The sequence below is a fragment of the Faecalispora jeddahensis genome (assembly GCF_000577335.1).
GTDB classification, from domain to species: Bacteria; Bacillota; Clostridia; order Oscillospirales; family Acutalibacteraceae; genus Faecalispora; species Faecalispora jeddahensis.
The window spans coordinates 1-19,446 of the sequence record NZ_CBYL010000052.1 but is presented as its reverse complement, the minus strand read 5'-3'; the positions used below and the strand labels follow the sequence as shown (position 1 = coordinate 19,446).

The following is a 19,446-nucleotide window of genomic DNA, read 5'->3' as shown; positions in this document are numbered from 1 at the left end:
AATGACGGTCGCGCCAACGCTGAAGCCGATCACCTGCGCGAACGGAACATACAGTGCCGCCAAAATCGGAACGGTGCCGAACGAGGAACCGGTGCCGATGGTCAGCACAAGGCCTACGAGAATCAGAACGATCGCGATGACGAGCTTGTTGGTACCGACCACACTGATGGTGGATTGTACCAGAGCGTCGATTTGTCCGCTGCTGCTCAGCACGTTGCTGAAACCCGCAGCCGTCAGCATCACAAACGCCATAAAGCCCATGATGCCAATGCCCTGATCAACCACATCGCCCATATCCTTCATCTTTACCACGCCCAGCAGCAGGAACAGCAGCAGGCCGGCCAAAGCACCCAGGATCATGGAGTCAAAAGCAAGCTGAACCACAACAATCAAAATCACGCTGATCATCGTTGCCCACTGCGTTTTCATCAGAGGCTTGCCGCCCTCTGTGTTGGTGTCCTCGGCGACGATTTCCTCCGGCACACCGCCGATGCCTTCCATCACATATTCTCTGGGCTTTCTATAGAGGAAATAGGCTACGATAAAGCCGACAACCGTGCTCAAACCGAGGAACCAGGTGTAGTGCCAAACATCCATTACCGCAATGGGCATGCCGAACTTTGTCATGTTCTGAGATACGATGGTATGGAAGATCAAACCGAACCCGATGGGGAACGTGACCCAGGTTCCCTTTAGGCCAAACGCCAACGCACAGGAAGCAAGGCGTCTGTCCAGCTTCATCTGGTTCATAAGTACCAACATGGCGGGAATGATCATCGGCATAAACGCAATATGAATCGGAATAAAGGTCTGTGAGAGGAAAGACATGAAAATCAAAATCGCAAGCAGCTTCATTTTACTGCCTTTGATGATGCCCCCCATCTTCCCAGACAGCTTGGTCGTGAGGCCGCACCGCTCAATCGTCACGGCGACAGCTCCCAGCAGCACATAGCTGAGCGCCGCTTCGCCGTTGCCCGCCATGCCTTCTGTAAACAGGCCCATCGTATCGGAAACGCTCATTCCGGACAGAAGGCCGCCGATCAGGGAAGAAATAACGAGTGAAAAAACAACGTTGACTTTGACAAAACACAGAACCAGCATGACGATAACCGCAATCATAATCGGGTTAGTCAATAATGCGATCATAAAGTACCCTCCTTTTTTCTTTGCAATTTCTCTGCTTCTACCGTTGGGATGCTCCCCCGGCTGATTTCATCCACGCACCACACTGAACCGCCGGAAAATGCCTCGATTCCTTTTTTGGAAGCACTTTTCTACAACCCCTGCCCTTCGGTTGGCTCTGTCAACCCGGGCAATATCCCCTCCTCTAATCACGCGAATTCAGATCTTCTTATCCATCATCGCGTATTTCCAGATGACTGTTCGATCCCTTGAGCCGCCCAAATGGGACAAACAGTATTTATGATCTATTTCATTTGCAATCATCGGCACTTCAGCCTTTGATTCGTCCTTGTCTACAGATCTCTATGTTGGATAACGGCCCCTTTCCACGCGGGCTCCACCAGTTTTCGGTACAAATTCAAATACCCGTTCTTGATGCGGCAGGGCGCTTCTTTTCGGAACGCTTCTTTTCTGGCCGCCAATTCCTCATCGCTGATATCAACATGAATTGAACGCCGCGGGATATCGATCACAATGGAATCTCCATCCTGAAGCAAAGCGATTGGGCCGCCGACAGCGGCTTCCGGACAGATATGTCCCACAAAGCACCCGCTGTTTGTGCCGGAAAAACGGCCGTCTGTGATCAGTGCGACTTCTTTTGCCAGCCCCAAACCATCGATCAGCTTCATCAGCAGATACAGCTCAGGCATCCCGGGCCCTCCGACGGGCCCTTCATACCGTACCACAAGCACGTCTCCGGGTTGAATTTTGTTTTCCTGAGCCGCTTTCAGAGCATCCTCCTCCGAATCAAAGCAGCGGGCCTTCCCCTGGAACACCTGCATATCCGGGTCAATTGCCGCGGGTTTTGTAACGGCCGAGTCCGGCGCGAGGTTCCCCCATAAAACGGCCAATCCGCCGGAGCCCGCATACGGTTCTTTCAGACTTTTAATGACGGCCCGATCGGTCTGAATCAAAGAAGACATTGTATTTAAAACATCTGCTAACGATCGGGCAGCGGCGGTCATCACATTCAAATCCAGAAGAGGTTTCAGTTCCTGCAATACGGCAGGGATGCCCCCGGCATGATGGAAATCGACCATGTTATAGGGGGATGAGGGATTGAGCTTCACCAGCAGCGGAGTATTGCGGCACAGAGCATCAAACTCTTCCATATCGAATTCCAGCTCCAGTTCATAGGCAACGGCGGGAAGATGCAGCGCAACGTTGGTGGAACCGCCGATCGCTGAACTAAGGCGCACCGCGTTCCTCAGGCTGGCCTGTGTCATGACTTGTCTGGAGGTAATTCCCTGCCGAACCAGTTCGACTATAGCTTTGCCAGATTTTTGTGCCGCCTGCAGCCGCTCCGAATAAACGGCGGGAATGGTCGACGTACCCGGCAGGATCATTCCCAATGCTTCCGCAACGCAGCTCATGGTATTTGCCGTTCCCAGCATGGAACAGGAACCGCAGGTAGGCATGACTCTGTCTTCCAGCTGCTTGAATTCCTCTTGTGTGATTTTCCCGGCCTGATAAGCGCCTAAGGCTACCGCAAGGCTTGTGGCATCCGAAGCCCTGCCATTCCAGTCGCAGCCCCCCAGTGAAGGACCCCCGTTGACAATCAGCGCGGGAAGGTCGATCCTGGCGGCGGCCATCAACAGGCCGGGGATAATCTTATCGCAGGAACCGAGCAATACCATACCGGAAAATCGATTGGCCTGCGCCATGGCTTCCACGCTGTCGGCAATCAATTCTCTGGTAGGCAGGATATACCTGGTGCCAATATGTCCCTCAGCAATTCCATCGCAGGCGCCGATCAGACCAAATTCCACAGGCGTCCCGCCGGCGATCCTGATGCCGTCTTTTACAGCATCGGCTACCTGCCTTAGGTTATAGTGCCCGGGAACAGCCGTACTCCAGGTATTTGCAACCCCGATCAAGGGCTTTTGCAAATCCTCATCGGTATATCCCATCGTTTTGAATAAAGCCCTGTTCTCGGCCCTTTCCATCCCCTCCACTACATCGCGGCAGCGCAATCTCATGACAAAGTTCCTTTCTCAATGACGGTAGTTTTCAGGAGCTGGACACCGCTGCCGCCCAATCAGGCAAATGGATTTAGTTGACCAGGTCATCCGGGCGTTCGCCGCGCAGCATCCGAATGGCATTCCATGCAGCCCGGTTGCGCAGCTCTTCAAAGGATTCCTGAGAAATATACGAAACATGCGGTGTGACGATACAATTCGGCGCGTTGAAAATCGGCTCCTGCTCTCTGGGCGGTTCATGTGCGATCACATCGACTGCGGCCCCGGCAATCACATGGTTTTCCAGCGCCTTGATCAGCTCTTCCTCTTTCACAATGGCCCCGCGGGCGGTATTGATGAAATAGGCGGTGGGCTTCATGAGCGAGAATTCCCGCTCGCCGATCAGGCCGGTTGTGTTTTCGTCCAGCTTCACATTCAGACTGACGTAATCCGCCTGCCGCAGGCCTTCTTCCATGGTGACCGGCTCGATATCCAGCTTCCGGAGCGCTTCGCCGCTCCGGCTCGGATCATAGGCGATCACTCTCATGCCAAGGCTTTGGCAGCGTTTTGCCACCGTGCTGCCGATTCTTCCGCACCCGATCACAAACAAGGTGGAGTGAGAAATCCGGCGGGGAACCCGGGCCGCGGCCTGCGCACCCCATTCCCCATTCTTCAAGTTGTCGTGGTAAAAGGTCAAACTCTTATAGAAATGGAAAATAGCCGCGAGCACGTAGTCGGCCAAATCCTCCGCACAGTAGCCCTGCACGTTTGTGACGCCGATTCCTTTTGCGCGGGCCGCCGCTGTGTCGATGCGGTCATACCCGCCGCCGAGCACGGCAATTCCTTTGCAGTTTTCCAGCCGCTGGATCACAGAAGCGGGAATCTGCGCGTATACCTGCGCAATAATGGCATCCGCACGGTAGCCGAATTCTTCCAAATCGCGCTCATAATCATAGCTGGAAAACTTCAGTTCACAATCGGGATACTGCTGCCGCAGGACGTTCCCTTCTATCTCATAGTCCTTCCACTCCTCATCGATAAACCAAAACAGCGGACGATTCATTTTCATTTTCCTCCTTCATACGGTGGCGGGGTTCTGCCTGCGCGCTTTATTCCGATAAAATCTCTACGACGGAGTGGTCGGCATCCACACGAATGATATCTCCGTCCTTAACCACATCGTAGAACGCCGGGTCTACCTTATCGACCATTGGAACCTCCATGATGATCGCGCTGGATACTAGAACGGTTTCCGGATGCTGGATGATCATCGCTTTCGGCGCGTTTCCTTTTGTGTTGAGCTGGTAGATGCCGTCGGCCTGTACCACAGAGCTGCCTTTGCCGCTCGGGAAAATCAGAATCTTTTTGGCGATGCTCTTGCCTTCCAAATCGTGGCCGGGCTCAATGACGGTGCCTGTTTTGGGGTCGATCAGGTAAAACATGATGTCGTCCTTCGACACGACCGCTTCGCCCTCTACAACACCTTCCGAAATTTTGTGACACTGAAATACCTTTTTCTCCATTTTATTTCACCTCACCTGTTAATGCCGCCTCGATGCAGGTATCCAAATCTCTGATGACGAAATGGATTCCCCTGCGCTGCGGATAGTACGCACATTTCGGGGATTCCGTAATGCCGACCTTGCCGTTCAGATGTCCCCAGCAGGGCTGATCGGGGCAGGTATCGGGAACGATGAATCCGCCGGCCTGTGTGATGATCTCATCCAGACCCATGCGCACCGCCATCTCTTTGACATGACTCGAGGTCAGAATCCACATTTCTTTCTGGAGCTTTTTGCCCTCAATGCGCTCCGCGATGTGCTTTACTTCTTCCAATGTAAAGTGCGGGCACCCGAACATGGCAAAATCGATTTGACGGTTGCCTTCGAGAGAAATCTTCTTGAGCTCTTCCTGCAAATCCTCGTTGGTGATGACCACTTTGCGCTCCGGCTCTTTGCCGCCAAACGCCGCTTCGAGCGTGGGAGCTTCCGGCGTAAAGCCGACAATATGATACATACCGTAAGCGCCGGAGGTGTTCAGCTCTGCGCCGAGGTTTCTCAGCGCCTCTTTGCTGATGTGCTTCGGCAGACCCGTGAATACCGGGATTCCGTTGCCGATTTTCTTGCCCATCATGCCCAGCATGTGGTAATCATAGTCGTTTCTCATGTCCGCCTGAACTTCGACCAGGATATTTCCTTTTCTGTTTTCGTCCAGCAGAAGGCCGTACTCCGGAACAAAGCCGGTAACCGCGGCGCACAGAGCGCTGTTCGCGCCCTCCCGGTTGGTTCTCGCTCCCCACACGGAATTGACATAGGGCGTTGCGCTGGACTCTGAGAATGCGATGACCTCTCCATAATTCGGAACGTTCGTATCAATGTAAGGCGTACAGTTATAGCTAAGTACTGCGCCGAGCCCCTTATAAGCGTTGTGGGTTCTCTGCATCAAATCTGCGTATTCGGGAGAAACCATGTTACGGCTTTCGAAAAACGAAAGACAGAACCCGGGGTTCACCGTAGGGGCCACCCTGCATCTCGCGCCCGCATTCAGCAGCTTTTCCGCAAACCAAAGGTCTGCCTCCTGATTGCTCAGCGCGACGTGCGCTCTTGTGATGGGTACCATCCGTTCTGCGCCAAAGGATTCACCGATCGCAACCTGTATTTTCATTGCGTATGCAGTTCCCTTGCCGTATTTACCGTCCAGCATATCCTGCTGTTCTTGTGTCAGCTTCATATTTCTTTCTCCTTTTTATCATTCTCAGTCCCGATAAGACTGGATTGGAAGCACTCTGTTGCCGGGCCTTCTTAAAAGAAAACAGACGGCAGCATTTCACGAATGCGTCAACAGCATTCAGATAACACATTAGCGTGCTAAATCAAAAGGAAGTGGATGTCTGCTGATTTCTCAAAAGGACATCCTTTAAAGACTCTTCTTTTGACTGTTCTTTAAGTATACTCGTGATCTGTCAAAGAAACGTCTAAAAAAGGCTTAAAAAACGATAAATTCAGTGAATGTTTTGTGGATTTTTATTGGGACAAGCAACGCTTTCATACAAAAAAGTTTTCAAAAAATCAAATTATATGCCATTTTATAGCAAATTGTATGTATTTTTATTCACACGTATATTCACCATACCAGTTTCCGTAAGAAAACACAGAAACATAGAACCGGGCCGTTCAGGTATTCTAAAATGCAAAATTAATTTGTTCTTTTTCCTTGATCGGCAGTAAATTTTGTCATATTCCCCTGTTTTAGCAAGCCGATTTTCCGCTGATCATGGAATCATCTCTTTTGTCTGGTTGCGAAGTCCAATGCGTTTCGCTACTATCATACTAAATTAATCTGATAAAGCGATAAAATGTTTTTTGCGCTTTTGATTTTTTTCCGGATTGTATTGTATTGAAAAAGGATTCTTCTCCTTTCGTTTTCCGTTTTTGAAATTAAAAAAACCAAACGGCAGCACGCTGTATGATTTTTGCAAAATCACTGAATATATTCGACAGGATAAAAATATTCTAAACTTGCTGCACACAAAACGAAACCCTAAACTGAATGAAAGCAAAAATTTTTTCAAATTTTCAGTGCGGATCAATTTTAGATACTGCTTTTTCTCCTTTCCCCCTAATATTTGGTCTATATGAACCTTTATTCTTTAGAATCATCCCTTTTATTCAAACGGAATCTTCTATCTGTATGGTCTATGGTAGAAATTCATTTTAAACCAGCTTTATAAAGCGGCAGTGGTATTCCTGAGAAACTGACCTGGCCCATAGAAAAACGGTACTGCCTGCATCTTGGGATAATATGGATACCCAACAGATTTTTGATCTGATGAGATTGTTTGTTTATGAAATTTTACATCCCATAAATTTCACTTCGGTTGACAATTCATCTTTTCAAAACGGAGAAATAAATTTCACATAAAGGTCACAATTTGTTTCATTTCTCTAATAAACCGAGCCTGTTATAAGCTAAAATGCCATTTTAAAGTGATTTCACGTCACTTTTTATCAGGAGTTCTAAAATCGCAATTTGACATTTTCTTCTTGTCGGAGTATGATAACTGCAACTTTAAATGCAAGATTCAAGCAATGGCGCTTCAAATCTGTAAAAAGGGATTGTGCTCTGCATTCCTGATGATTTGATGCCCCATTGCTTTTTTATTTGCTTTTCCAGCAAGTGCAGATAGATACCAAACGGGAGGAAACACATGATTAAGTTAGAACATGTCTGTAAAAGCTTCGGTGATTTGGAAGTACTGAAGGACATCAGTCTTACCGTAGAAGAAGGAGAAAAGCTGGTAGTAATCGGGCCGTCCGGTTCGGGCAAAAGCACAATGGTTCGCTGCATGAATTTTCTGGAGGAACCAACCGCCGGTCAGGTATTCATTGACGGGACAGAGCTGACAGCGAAAAATAAGAACGATATTGTCCGCAAGAATATTGCGATGGTCTTCCAGCAGTTTAATCTTTACCCGCACATGACCGTTCTGCAAAACATTACGCTGGCGCCCATTAAGCTGCAGCACATGAGCAAGCAGGATGCGGAAAAGATCGCCTATGAATATCTGGATGTTGTTGGCCTGCGCGATAAGGCACATGTGTACCCCACTACACTGAGCGGCGGCCAGCAGCAAAGAGTTGCCATTGCACGGGCACTGGCTACAAAGCAAAAAATTATTTTGTTTGATGAACCGACCAGCGCACTGGACCCCGAAACCGTTCAGGAGGTTCTGGACGTAATGATTCAGCTTTCCCGCATCAACATCACCATGGTGGTAGTCACGCACGAGATGGGATTTGCCCGACAGGTGGCCGACCGGATTCTGTTTATGGATCACGGTGCAATCCTGGAGGAAGGGAAGCCGGAGCATTTCTTTGAAAACCCCACAAACGAGAGAACCAAGGCTTTCCTCAGTAAAATTCTGAAATAACAGCCTGTTTTAGGGGAATCGGCTCTTTGGCTTTCTGTTCCTGATGCAAAGATATGGATTCCTATATCAAACACATAAATGAAGGAGAGATTTTTATGACAACATTGAAAAAAGCATGTGCGGCCTTACTGGCAGTCTCTATGCTGGCTGTGACTACCGCCTGCTCCGGTTCCACCAGCCCCGCCTCTTCCGCGGCCGCTGGCGGCAGCGGGGCCCCTGCGGAAAGCTCCGCCGCCTCTGCCGCAACGCCCACCTTGGATAAAATCAAAGCCGCCGGCGTACTGAAGGTCGGCGTGAAAGTGGATGTTCCGAACTTCGGTTTGAAAAACACAAAAACCGGTGAAGTAGAAGGCTTTGAGATCGACTTGGCCAAAGCGATCGCAAAAGACTTGCTTGGCGATGAAAGCAAAATAGAAACACAGGCCGTTACCGCTAAAACGCGCGGCCCTCTGCTGGATAACGGAGAGGTCGATCTGGTCATCGCAACCTTTACCATCACCGACGAACGCAAAAAGGTTTATAATTTCTCCGATCCATACTATTCGGATGCTGTGAAACTGATGGTGAAAAAGGATTCCGGCATCAAGAGCCTGAAAGACCTTGATGGGAAAACCATCGGTGTTGCGCAGAGCTCTACGAGCATGAAAGCCATTCAGGACGCGGCAGACGCTGCCGGCGTGAAGGTGAAATTCGACGAATATGCCACTTACCCCGAAATCAAGGCGGCGCTGGATTCCGGCCGTGTGCAGTGCTTCTCCGTGGATGGCTCCATCCTGAGCGGTTATGTAGATGACACCACCACGATTCTGGATGATAAATATTCCCCCCAGGAATATGGCATTGCCAGCAAGCTGGACAACAAAGACCTGGCGGAATACGTTAACGGTATGGTAGCACAGCTGAAATCCAGCGGAGAACTGGATCAGATGATCGCGAAATGGAAGCTGAACTAACTTTAACAAAGATTTACCTGCGAGAGAAAACTCCGCAGATCATTCTGAAAGAAAGGCAGGGATAAGGAATGAACAGTTCACCTTTTTCTTTGGATAAATGGGGAAGGTTATTTGTTAGCTGGCAGACGTTTGCCGAGGGCTTTCTGACAACGTTGGTAATCGCTGTACTTGCATTGGCGCTTGCCTTGCTTTTAGGAATCGTCTTCGGCATGTTTTCCTCCTCGCATCTTCGGGGCCTGAAGGGCGTCAGCCGTGTTTATGTAGAATTCATTCAGAACATCCCGTTGGTTATCCAGATTTTCTTCCTGTACAACGGCCTCCCGCTGGTAGGAATCATGCTGGATAAATTCACCATCGGCGTGCTTGGAATTGGAGTGTACACCGGCGCGTATATCAGCGAAGTTGTCAGAGCCGGAATTCAGTCGATTCCGGTTGGGCAGATGGAGGCGGCCAAAAGTCAGGGCTTCACCCACGTGCAGGCCATGCGGTATATCATTCTGCCGCAAACCGTTAAAATCGTTCTGCCGCCTTTGACCAATCAGGCGGTCAACCTGATTAAAAACACCTCTGTTCTGGCGATGATCGCCGGCGGCGACCTGATGTACCGTGCAGATTCCTGGGCCAGCAGCCAGCTGCTGTACGGCCCGGCTTATGTGACCACCGGTCTGCTGTACTTTGTGCTTTGCTTCCCGCTGGCCACCTGGGCCCGTAATTACGAGCAGCGTCTCAAGAGCCACGACGTTCAGTCAGCCGTGCTTCTGCAGAAAAGCAAAAAAGTATTCTGGGGCAGTTTGCCGGAGCTTTCTAAGAAGGGGGCGGCATAATGGAGCTTTTGAGCAGTATTTTTTCAAGGGACAACGTTCTGTTTTTACTGGCGGGCATGCGCACCACGATCGTGATCGCAGCATCCACCATTTTGATTGCCCTGTTCTTCGGCACGATTCTGGGCCTGGTGCGCAATTACGATCACGGAATTTTAGGAAAGCTTTCTGCAGTCTACATCGAAACTTTCCGCAATACCCCGCTGATTCTCTGGATCCTGGCCATCCGTTTTCTGGTCCCCATTCCCGCGTTTTACTCCGGGATTTTATCCATGTCGGTCTTTACCACTGCAATTATGGCCGAGGTGGTACGCGGCGGACTGAATTCCATCAACAAGGGCCAGTTTGAAGCGGCTTATTCTCAGGGTTTCGGCTTTTTCCAGACCCTACGGTTCATCATCATTCCTCAGTGCTTTAAAAATATTGTGCCGTCTCTGCTCTCGCAGATGATCACAACCGTAAAGGACACCTCTTTTCTGTGGGCGGTGGCCATTGAGGAATTCACCGGCAAGGGAATGATCCTGATGGGCCGGTTTGCCTCTTCCACACAGGTGTTCATCTTGTTTGCCTTCATGGCCGGAATGTATTTCATCATCAACTTTACACTTTCCAGCATTGTGCGCAGGCAGAATACAAAAGGGCAGAACCTGAAAAAGCCTGTTCTTGTGGAAGCGTAAGCTTTGTGAAAGTACATTTTTGGCAGTGAATATACGCTTCTTTCCAACACTCATTTTTTGATAACCACAGCAAAAAGCCCCAGGTGCGGATGTTTCCGCGTCTGGGGGCTTTTGCTGTGGTTATAGAAACCAGTTCTAATCAGCCGTTCTGATTCATGTTCTGGAACTTCTGCTTTGCCTGGTCTATTTTCTGCTGCTCCGCAGCCGGGGTCGGGTACCAGCCGCGTTTATGCATCTCATCAAAAATCTGCGCCTGAAGCTGGTGCTCTTCATTTAGAATATTCATGAATTCATTCCGTATCTGGGGAGTTGCGCATTCATTGGTAAATGCATTATAGGTGCCGGTGATCATTTTCTGCGAGGACAGCACGTCATGCAGAACCTCCTGGTCTTTCATGCACGCCTGTGTCTGATTCTGGTTCTGGCTCTGATCCATGATTCTACACTCCTTTTAATTCAAAAATCCGAGAAGCTTGTCGTAATGCTGCTGATGCTTGCATGCCAAATCCTCATATTGCTGCTTTAGCTGAGGATCTGAGCAACCCTGAGAATACGCCTTCAGCTTTGTAATTAAAAGTTTTTCTCCACTGAGCTGATCCTCAATTGCAGAAAGCTCCTTACTGGTTAACGATGCCATTTGCGTTACCTCCTTTGATTTTGACTTGTATATCCTTTATTCTTTGCGGATCAGGTAAAAATATTCCTCATACTACTGATGATTCAGGCCTTTCTATGTAGCCTGCCTGACCTCTGCTTCAGGTTCCAAGCCAAAGCTGATAGATAACGCCTGATCGATCAGCGACATCGACACGCCATCTAGGCGCCCCATGCGTTCCTTTAATCTGTGTTTATCTATGGTGCGGATCTGTTCCAGAAGCACAATGGAATCTCTGGCTAATCCTGTGGTTTCCGCATCCAGCATAATATGCGTCGGCAGTTTTGCTTTTGCTCTTTGACTTGTAATAGCCGCTGCAATCACAGTGGGGCTGAATCGGTTGCCGACGTCATTCTGAACAATCAGTACCGGCCTTACCCCACCCTGCTCAGACCCTATTACGGGACTGAGATCGGCATAATAAATATCGCCTCTTCTGACATTCACGTTTTTCACGCTCCGAATAGTTTAATGATTGGGCCCAATCCTATTTTTGCCTCTTCCAAAAACTTTCATACAATTATTTTAATTTTTTTCTTTTTTATTCATTAAATAGGTCTTGCGCCTCTCTACATAATATTAGCTTACCCGTTAATTGACAGTGCGAATCCGACTGCAGGAGGCAGAAAACAAAAATACACCTGCAAATCCTGCCGTCGGATTCGCATCGCCGGCTTGCTAAATTCGACAAAAAGACTATAATGAAAATATCATGAGTGAAAGGAAGTTTGATAGAATGCGAAGATTCAAGAAAGCATTTGCTTTTTTGTTATCCTGTGCGCTGCTTGCGACGCCCACAGCTGTGTATGCAGCAGATGCAGACGCCGTAGTCGGCACACTGAGTATGGATACCTTCAGCTATACAATGGCTCCGGGAGGCATTTACGATTTTAAAGCCTCTCTCAGCAGCTCCGTTTTAAAGCAGGAGGACGTCAAGGTTTGGTCCTCGCGTGATGGAATCGCCAAGGTGACGCGTGTGGCCGGAACCGGAAAATACCGCATTACCGGCCTGAAAGCCGGAGTAACCTACATCACCTCTGAAATCAAGGGCGTTCACGCGTCGATCCAGGTCACCGTGGAAAACGGTGTGAAGCCGCACGGCGTGACCAACTGGACTACCTCTCTGATTCATCAGTCAGACCTTTCGCCGACCGTTAACATCACTTTCCCGGAGGGAACAAACCTGATGGGCGTTGCGGCGCTTCTGGAGAAAAATCATGTGTGCAGCGCCAGCGATGTGCTTGCGGCGGCAAAAAGCACACAGTTCGACAACTACAGCTTCATCGCCTCTCTGACAAATGCTTCTTCCCGTTATTATAAGCTCGAGGGCTATCTCTTCCCCGATACGTATAACTTTTATAAGGAAGACAGCGCGGCCAACGCACTGAAACGCATGCTGAACAACATGCAGAATAAGATGACCGACCTTCAGACACAGGCGGCAGCACAGGGAATGACGGTGGATCAGCTGCTGACCATGGCTTCTCTGATTCAGGCGGAGGCCTCGAGCACCAGCGACATGTACCTTGTTTCCTCTGTTCTGCACAATCGCCTGACAAACGGCGCAGCCCACGACACGCCAAGGCTCCAGTTTGATTCTACCGTATTCTACCCTTACCGGGTAAAATCGGAAGCACCGGCCGGCTTTACCAGCACTTACGACACCTATAATTTCTCTGGCCTGCCGATCGGGCCGATCTGCAACCCCGGCGCCAGCGCCATCGACGCCGCGCTTCACCCGTCCAGCACAAACTATTATTATTTCTGCCACTCCGCTTCCGGCACGGGGTACTATGCCGAAACGCTGGATGAGCACAACCAGAATCTGATCATTGCCGGTCTGCGGTAAGTTTTTATACCGCCGATTTGCTTGAAAAGCGACTTCGTGTAAAAATGTCAATGATTCCCCTGCCTGCGGTGGGGGAATCATTGACTGCTTTTTTAAGGTGAAATGCAACAAGAGTGTATCCCCGGAAAAATGACCGCTATAGCGAGAGGATGGATCTTATTTGAAAAGCAGCCAGGAGCAGCTACGGAGCAGAGGCTACGCCACCCCGGAGGAAATCTGCCCGTATCGGGAGAAAAGCCAGAATGAGCTTCTGGAGCTTCTGAATGATAAAAATGCTGTAGCACGCACCGCAGCGGCAAGCCTGCTGAAAATAGAACCGGAGACGGAAATTCAGATCGCCGCAGCGCTTGTAAGGCGTCTTTCGGCAGAAAAATGCCTGTATACCCGGTTGGCCATCTGCGAGGCTTTGGAAAGGGGCGGCAGGGAGACCGCGCTGCAAATGATCCCCTTTCTGGGAAAGATCGGCGGCAATCAGCACAAAAGCCTGCCGGACCGGGTTTCACAAAAAAAGTCCTATCCGCTGCCGCGGGATATCATTGCCCGCTCACTTGCAAAAATGCCGCCGGAGGTATTCCCCGTTCTGCTGCAGGTTTTACAGGGGGACGATGCGGAGAAAATCTGCGAAATTCTGGACGCTGTCGGCTTTATGGCATTTTATCACCCAGAGCTGTCAACGCCGGAACATGCCGAAGTAGTGTTTGCCGTGATGGAGCGGTATCCAAACCATGAGCTGCTGCTCTGGAAGGCAATCCAGTGCCTGTGCGCCTTCCCTTCGCAAAAGACGGAACGGCTCCTCCAGGAGTTTGCCGCACAGGATAATCTTTTGGGGGAAGAGGCTAAAAGCTCTCTCAAACGGTTCGATTCTAAACGCTAAAGCACATAAACAAGGCCCCGGAGCAAATTGCTCCGGGGCCTTGTTTATGTGTTATCCGCTAAATGGTACGTTTCTATGTTTTCAAAATCCAAAGTAACAATGGCTGTATCAAAGGTCACTTCAAAAAGAATCAAATATTCTCCGGCCTGTTCCAGGGTATCTTTGTAATCGGGAATTTTATTGATGAAGTGCTCCGCCACATCAAAAACAGTTCGGCTGCTTTTTCGCACCAAGCCTTTCGCTTTGACGTGCTCATTCCCCTGATGCGGAATGGTTGTAAAAGCCACCCTGTTATTTCTTTCAAACTCTTTGACCTTTTCATTATCCGCAAAGGTAGAAAAGAGCACCGCCTTCGCGGCTTCATCAAAATAAAAATTAACAATCCTTACATTCGGCTGATCATCCGTACAAGTTGCCAAAGCCAATTCCGTTTGTGTATCCATCAGCCGCACAAACTCCTGTTTTGTATTCATATTTCATTTCCCCTGTCTTTCTTCATTTTATTTGTAGTATAATATAGAATGGTATCAGTTAACGAAACCGTTCTACGGAAAGGGAACATAAGATGAAAAAATCGGAACGCCTGAATGATATGCTGATCTATTTGAATGATAAAAAATCCTTTCATCTGAAAAGCATTATGGAGCGTTATTCCATATCGAAAAGCACCGCACTTCGGGATATTCAGTCATTGGAAGAAATCGGCATGCCGATTTACTCAAGGCCCGGACGCAACGGATATTATGGAATTCTTCCCAACCGTTTATTGTCCCCGATTGTTTTTACAATTGACGAGGTTTATGCCCTGTACTTTTCCATGCAAACACTTACCGCCTATCAATCGACCCCCTTTCACCTGAGTATCGAAAAACTAAAGCAAAAATTTGAAGCGTGTATATCAGAAGAACGGATCAAAGCCCTGCGCAAAATGGAGCTGATTTTCAACTTAGGGAGTTACCAAAGCAAGAATGAATGCAATTGCTTAAAAGACATTCTGCAAATGGCTGTTGAGGAAAGCGTATGCAGCATCCGCTACCGAAAGGGAGATTCGGAGAAGCAATATGATGTTCAGTTTTTTTGTGTTGCTTCTGCCTATGGGCAATGGTACGCAACCGCATATCATTTCGAAACAGAAAGGCCAAAGGTATTCCGATGCGACAGAATCCAGTCCGTGCAGCGCTGTGAAAAATACGCACCCAAACTGATCTCTGAATTTCTCGTCCCTTCAAAAGAGCTGTTTCGCGATCAGGATGCTGTGGATTTTGAGGTTGGCGTTTCCATTCAGGGAGCGGATCTGTTTCATAAAGAACACTATCCTTCCATGAAGCTGCACCGGGAAAACGGGAAATACTACGTAAGGGGATTTTACAATCAAGGGGAAGCAAATTTTATTGCCAATTATTTTAACCGCTATGGGGAAACGATTTTTTCGATTCAGCCTGCCGCTTTGAAAAATTTAATGCTTAAACAATGGAACACGGTGAAAGACCACCTAAATTCCATATCGTAACGGCCAAAACAAAAAAGAGAACGCACGCTGCGTTCTCTTTTTTGTTTTGGAGTCTTCTTTCTGTTCGGCTGCTATTTGCTATTTTCTTTACTTGGATTCTTCGGAGGAATCTGTAATCGGTTCAAACAGCACCAGCATATTTTCCTCCGGAACAGCCAACTGCTTGATCTGGCCGGTGCGGCGATCCGCGGTCAGGGTAAAATTGTGGCCGTCGCCGCTGCCGAAGAACAGCCCGTCGCCGGAGGTTGTCAGCGCGCCTTCTACCGAAGCCGCATCCAGCGACGCCAGCATCATGGGAATCATTCCGGTCTGCGGCAGCACCATGTTATCCTGTGAAACCGTAAGGCCCTCATAGCTGACCGAAAGGATCTTATGATCCCACGCCCATGTCATGCCCTGCAGCTCCTGCGGCTCCAGCAGCGTCAGCTGCGCGCCCTGCCCGGCTGAATACTGCAGCCGGCATATATACCGGCTTTTCCCCATTGAAACATCGGCCTTGGCCTCAAAGGCCAGAACCGGGTTTACCACCGGCTGCGTCAGCGAGGGCGAACACCCCGCCGAAACAGCCATACAGACAAGACAAAACAGGATCACAAGGAGGCGGGCCGGCTTGCGCATGAAATCACCCTTATTGTTCAAATTCTGAAAACAGTAAGGGCAGCTCCTCGATCAGGTCGGATGGCAGCATCCCGCGCTGAGAGAGCCTTTTTGCACAGCGGTCACCCGCGAGCCCGTGCAGGAACACACCGAAGACCGCCGCCCAGTAGGGCGTGATCCCCTGCGCCGCAAGGGACGCGATCATCCCGGCCAGCACATCTCCGCTGCCGCCCTTCGCCATCCCCGGGTTTCCTGTGGTGTTTACGAACACGCGTCCATCCGGAGCAGCCACGATGGTTCCCGAGCCTTTCAGCACCAGGGTCACCCCATGCTCCTGCGCAAAGCGTCTGGCATAGTCCAGCCGCCGCTCCTGTACCTGCTCGGCTGTGGTATGAAGAAGGCGCGCCATTTCTCCCGGATGGGGGGTAAGCACCACCGGCACTCTAACTGTTTTCAATATATCTATATTCTCAGCCAGGAGATTTATTCCATCTGCATCGATGACAAGGGGAACAGAGCTGCAAGCCGCCACACGCCGCAGCAGAGAGCGGGCCAAAACAGAGGTGCCGAGCCCGCAGCCGAGTAAGACCGCCGACGCACTCAGCATCTTCTGATTCAGAAGAGCGGCGCTGTCTTCACTGATGACGTCGCCGTGCGTCCGCTCCAGAAGCGTATACACGGGCTCGGGCAGAGCGCCCGCAACCACCGGATACAGTTCGCTTGGCAGCGCCATATTCACAAGGCCTGCCCCGCTGCGCAGGGCCGCGCGGGCCGCGAGCATTGCTGCGCCTGCCATCCCCGTGCTGCCGCAGACGGAAAGCAGCGTACCATAGCTGCCTTTATTCGTATTCTCCTCCCGCTGCTGAAACAGCAGGGCAAGATCTTTTTCTTCGATGCCAAACAGCGGCGTCTGCGCTTCTTCGATCAGCTGTTCTGAAATACCCACCGGAACAACCGTTACCTTACCGCAATAGCTCCGGCCCGGCTGAATGAGATGCGCGGGCTTGAGCGCCGTAAAGCTGACTGTTTCTGCCGCGCGCACGCAGCGCCCGGGTACCTCCCCCGTGTCACACGAAACGCCGCTCGGCAAATCCAGAGCCAGAAGATACGCTCCGGAGGTTTCCGCCGCATCCAGTAAAGGGAACAGCGTTTCAGGCAAGCTGCCGCGGAACCCGATGCCATACATCGCGTCCAGCACAAAATCCGCCCCGTATACCTGGGTTTTGACTGCTTCGGGCTCTTTGGCCCAATCCAGCACTTGAATCTTCTGCAGGTCCATCTGCCGGAACACCTGGCTTGCCAGCTCTGTTTCCGGCTCACCCTGAATCAATACAACGCAGACCTGCGCTCCCCAGTCCGCAAGATGCCGCGCCGCGACAAAGCCGTCGCCGCCGTTATTGCCCTTTCCGCACAGAATGACGACCTGCGAGCCGGGGGCCTTGTCCCGCAGCAGCCGCGCCGCGGCCTCCCCTGCGTTTTCCATCAGGACGGAATACGCGGTTCCCGCCTGAACGGCTCTTTCTTCCAGCGTCCGCATCGCGCCGCTTTCGAATAGTTTCATCGGAAGACTGCTCCTTTCTCAATCGGGCCATCAGAACAACACTGGAAATCAGTTTTCGCTGCGCCTCTGCGCCGGGTCGATCCGCGGGGTCCGTCAAAGTGGCGGCGTTTTCCCCGTGAGCACCCGCGTCGCGCCGTTTTTGAATCGCGATTTTGCGCTTCTCCCCGATGACCGTGACGGACGCGTACCGTGCGGTATGCGTAGCGCTGACCGAAAATTCCAGGCCCGCGCTCCGGGCAGCCTCCAGGGCCGCTCCCTCCAGATACAAAAAGGGCTTGCCAAGCTCATCGCGCAGGAGCTGCACCTCCCGCAGAAGAAAGCCCCGCACTCCCGTGCCAAGCGCCTTGGAAAACGCCTCTTTGGCGCAGAAGCTGACCGCCACGCTGGCCGCCGGGAATCCGCGCTCGGCAAGCTGATCATATTCCCTGTCCCCCAGAATCCGCCGGCAGAAACGCGGGTTCTTCATCGCGCGTTCTATCCGGGGAATTTCGAGGAGATCAACGCCCACGGAAAGCATTGACCGATACCTGCCGCGGCAAAAACGGTTTGATTGCCGCCAGCACCCTTTCGTTGGGATTAAATACGAGCAGGGTGTTGCCGGAATCCTTTAAATGTACGATCAGATACCACGCATCGGTGCCCTCGTCATCCTCGCCGACCATGAGCTGCCTTGCAAAGCTTCTGTTCTGGAACGCTGAGGCGTTGTACTGCCCCATTTCCTCCACCGTTTTCAGATCAAAGCTGCAAATCCGCTTGCGGCTGCGGCGGTTTGTGATCTGATCCACGGTGAAATCCCCGTTGGTTGTGCTGTATTCATACTCCAGATTTCTGGATGCACTTACATAATAAATCCCAACGAACACGCCCGCAACGATAATCAGCAGAAAAGGCCCCAAAAACGCTACCAGCGTACTGATTGCCAGAATCACAATTCCGAGAATACCCGCTCCAGCCACGATCGCGTAATCTTTGCGGCCCTTTTTCTTTCGGATCAGCTGCTCAACAAAAACATCCATTGCGTCATCTCCCATTCCCAATCAAAAGCATCGTTTATTTCTTTTTATGATACCATAATTTACCCTCCATTACAATTCCTACGCTTCGGAATTGAGTGATGAGCAATGTTTTGCCGATTTTGTCAAATTATGATATGATAGATTTTAATACAAGCTGACATAATCCGTTATCCGCTCAATAAATGAAACCAACTGAGCGGATCATTCCATGCTCTTAGGCATCGAAAGCTGTGCTTTTGTTTCCGCCGTGAGGTGATGAGAAGATACCAAGTATTACAGAAAGGAATCTGTCGAAATGATAACCACGAGACTTCAGCGAAGAGGCTCTATTCTGGAAGGAAACCCCTATTCTTTTGCTCACGGGCTGAACCGATACAAGCTTTTCTGGATTTTTCTTTCCGGCAGTATCATCGGCTTTGTGGTGGAAACCCTTTGGTGCTATGTTCGTCTTGGGTATTTTGAAAGCCGCCAGGGCCTGCTTTATGGGCCGTTTACGCCGGTGTATGGGATTGGCGCTGTGTTGTTTACGGTGGCACTCTACCGTTTTCGCCACCGCAACAGCCTGATCATTTTCTTTTCGAGTATGGTTTTAGGCGGCGCGCTGGAATATGTGTGTTCCTTTTTACAGGAAAAGCTTTTGGGCACGGTGTCGTGGGAATACAGCAATTCCGCTTTGAATCTGCACGGGCGCACCAACCTGACCTACTCGGTGTTCTGGGGCGTGCTTGGGCTGATTTTCATCAAGCATTCCCTGCCTTCGCTCACCCGGTGGATCGAACAGATCCCAAGCGGGCCCGGTATCATCCTGACCCGTGTGCTGCTGGTGTTCATGGCGGTAAACATCGCACTTTCGGGTATGGCGG

Annotated in this window: 21 protein-coding genes; 8 read left to right on the top strand and 13 right to left on the bottom strand. The window is 50.5% G+C overall.

What is annotated here, in order from left to right:
• From TY09_RS15405 to TY09_RS15385, 5 genes are all read right to left on the bottom strand, one after another.
• A partial coding sequence (locus TY09_RS15405; protein ID WP_042436233.1) for a Na+/H+ antiporter NhaC family protein occupies positions 1 to 1,146 on the bottom strand: 1,146 nt, incomplete at its 3' end.
• A 329-nt stretch (positions 1,147 to 1,475) separates the two neighbouring features.
• Entirely contained in the window at positions 1,476 to 3,161 is a 1,686-nt protein-coding gene (gene ilvD, locus TY09_RS15400; RefSeq protein ID WP_081759684.1) for a dihydroxy-acid dehydratase, read from the bottom strand.
• A 73-nt stretch (positions 3,162 to 3,234) separates the two neighbouring features.
• A complete protein-coding gene (locus tag TY09_RS15395) occupies positions 3,235 to 4,203 on the bottom strand; it encodes a C-terminal binding protein (protein WP_042436231.1) in 969 nt (322 codons plus the stop codon).
• Between the two features lie 46 nt (positions 4,204 to 4,249).
• Positions 4,250 to 4,663, bottom strand: coding sequence for an aconitase X swivel domain-containing protein (locus tag TY09_RS15390; protein WP_009062148.1), 414 nt, complete (start codon positions 4,661 to 4,663; stop codon positions 4,250 to 4,252).
• Between the two features lies 1 nt (position 4,664).
• Positions 4,665 to 5,870: an aconitase X catalytic domain-containing protein gene (locus TY09_RS15385; RefSeq protein ID WP_042436229.1), complete on the bottom strand. Its 1,206-nt coding sequence runs from the start codon at positions 5,868 to 5,870 to the stop codon at positions 4,665 to 4,667.
• Between the two features lie 1,477 nt (positions 5,871 to 7,347).
• Here TY09_RS15385 and TY09_RS15375 point away from each other — a divergent pair.
• The 4 genes from TY09_RS15375 to TY09_RS15360 all read left to right on the top strand — a co-directional run bounded on the left by TY09_RS15375 (position 7,348) and on the right by TY09_RS15360 (position 10,521).
• Positions 7,348 to 8,070: an amino acid ABC transporter ATP-binding protein gene (locus TY09_RS15375; RefSeq protein WP_009062163.1), complete on the top strand. Its 723-nt coding sequence runs from the start codon at positions 7,348 to 7,350 to the stop codon at positions 8,068 to 8,070.
• Positions 8,071 to 8,165: 95 nt separating this feature from the next.
• Entirely contained in the window at positions 8,166 to 9,023 is an 858-nt protein-coding gene (locus tag TY09_RS15370) for a transporter substrate-binding domain-containing protein (protein ID WP_009062153.1), read from the top strand.
• Positions 9,024 to 9,091: 68 nt separating this feature from the next.
• Complete coding sequence (locus tag TY09_RS15365) at positions 9,092 to 9,847, top strand: amino acid ABC transporter permease (RefSeq protein WP_042436225.1); 756 nt, start codon at positions 9,092 to 9,094, stop codon at positions 9,845 to 9,847.
• 8 nt (positions 9,848 to 9,855) lie between these two features.
• Entirely contained in the window at positions 9,856 to 10,521 is a 666-nt protein-coding gene (locus TY09_RS15360; protein WP_042436238.1) for an amino acid ABC transporter permease, read from the top strand.
• A 139-nt stretch (positions 10,522 to 10,660) separates the two neighbouring features.
• Here the strand turns inward: TY09_RS15360 and TY09_RS15355 are convergent, their stop codons facing one another.
• The 3 genes from TY09_RS15355 to TY09_RS15345 form a co-directional block, all read right to left on the bottom strand.
• A complete protein-coding gene (locus TY09_RS15355; RefSeq protein ID WP_009062158.1) occupies positions 10,661 to 10,957 on the bottom strand; it encodes a spore coat protein in 297 nt (98 codons plus the stop codon).
• Between the two features lie 15 nt (positions 10,958 to 10,972).
• Positions 10,973 to 11,158, bottom strand: a complete 186-nt coding sequence (locus TY09_RS15350; RefSeq protein WP_009062177.1) for a hypothetical protein — start codon at positions 11,156 to 11,158, stop codon at positions 10,973 to 10,975.
• Positions 11,159 to 11,251: 93 nt separating this feature from the next.
• The gene (locus TY09_RS15345) at positions 11,252 to 11,623 is read right to left on the bottom strand and encodes a type II toxin-antitoxin system PemK/MazF family toxin (protein WP_009062170.1); all 372 of its coding nucleotides are present in this window, start codon (positions 11,621 to 11,623) and stop codon (positions 11,252 to 11,254) included.
• A gap of 289 nt (positions 11,624 to 11,912) precedes the next feature.
• On the opposite strand from TY09_RS15345, the gene mltG reads away from it, so the two are divergent.
• The gene (gene mltG, locus TY09_RS15340; protein WP_009062196.1) at positions 11,913 to 13,025 is read left to right on the top strand and encodes an endolytic transglycosylase MltG; all 1,113 of its coding nucleotides are present in this window, start codon (positions 11,913 to 11,915) and stop codon (positions 13,023 to 13,025) included.
• Positions 13,026 to 13,185: 160 nt separating this feature from the next.
• Complete coding sequence (locus TY09_RS15335) at positions 13,186 to 13,899, top strand: HEAT repeat domain-containing protein (RefSeq protein WP_042436222.1); 714 nt, start codon at positions 13,186 to 13,188, stop codon at positions 13,897 to 13,899.
• A 44-nt stretch (positions 13,900 to 13,943) separates the two neighbouring features.
• Here the strand turns inward: TY09_RS15335 and TY09_RS15330 are convergent, their stop codons facing one another.
• Positions 13,944 to 14,372, bottom strand: coding sequence for a pyridoxamine 5'-phosphate oxidase family protein (locus TY09_RS15330; RefSeq protein ID WP_042436221.1), 429 nt, complete (start codon positions 14,370 to 14,372; stop codon positions 13,944 to 13,946).
• 92 nt (positions 14,373 to 14,464) lie between these two features.
• On the opposite strand from TY09_RS15330, the gene TY09_RS15325 reads away from it, so the two are divergent.
• Positions 14,465 to 15,409 (top strand): helix-turn-helix transcriptional regulator, encoded by a 945-nt coding sequence (locus tag TY09_RS15325; RefSeq protein WP_042436219.1) that lies wholly within the window; start codon positions 14,465 to 14,467, stop codon positions 15,407 to 15,409.
• An 87-nt stretch (positions 15,410 to 15,496) separates the two neighbouring features.
• On the opposite strand, the gene TY09_RS15320 is transcribed toward TY09_RS15325, so the two are convergent.
• The 4 genes from TY09_RS15320 to TY09_RS15305 are packed head-to-tail and all read right to left on the bottom strand — an operon-like array spanning position 15,497 to position 18,583.
• Positions 15,497 to 16,027 carry a hypothetical protein gene (locus TY09_RS15320; protein ID WP_042436235.1) on the bottom strand — a complete coding sequence of 177 codons (531 nt, stop codon included), beginning with the start codon at positions 16,025 to 16,027 and terminating at the stop codon, positions 15,497 to 15,499.
• A gap of 10 nt (positions 16,028 to 16,037) precedes the next feature.
• Positions 16,038 to 17,489, bottom strand: coding sequence for a bifunctional ADP-dependent NAD(P)H-hydrate dehydratase/NAD(P)H-hydrate epimerase (locus TY09_RS15315; protein ID WP_042436217.1), 1,452 nt, complete (start codon positions 17,487 to 17,489; stop codon positions 16,038 to 16,040).
• Complete coding sequence (locus TY09_RS18670) at positions 17,401 to 18,033, bottom strand: holo-ACP synthase (protein ID WP_242841515.1); 633 nt, start codon at positions 18,031 to 18,033, stop codon at positions 17,401 to 17,403. Before TY09_RS18670 ends, TY09_RS15315 begins: the two co-directional genes overlap by 89 nt.
• Before the next feature lie 31 nt (positions 18,034 to 18,064).
• Positions 18,065 to 18,583: a DUF6106 family protein gene (locus TY09_RS15305; protein ID WP_042436213.1), complete on the bottom strand. Its 519-nt coding sequence runs from the start codon at positions 18,581 to 18,583 to the stop codon at positions 18,065 to 18,067.
• A 295-nt stretch (positions 18,584 to 18,878) separates the two neighbouring features.
• Between TY09_RS15305 and TY09_RS15300 the strand changes: the two genes are divergently transcribed.
• The coding region (locus tag TY09_RS15300) for a putative ABC transporter permease (protein WP_042436211.1) at positions 18,879 to 19,446 on the top strand (568 nt) is incomplete at its 3' end.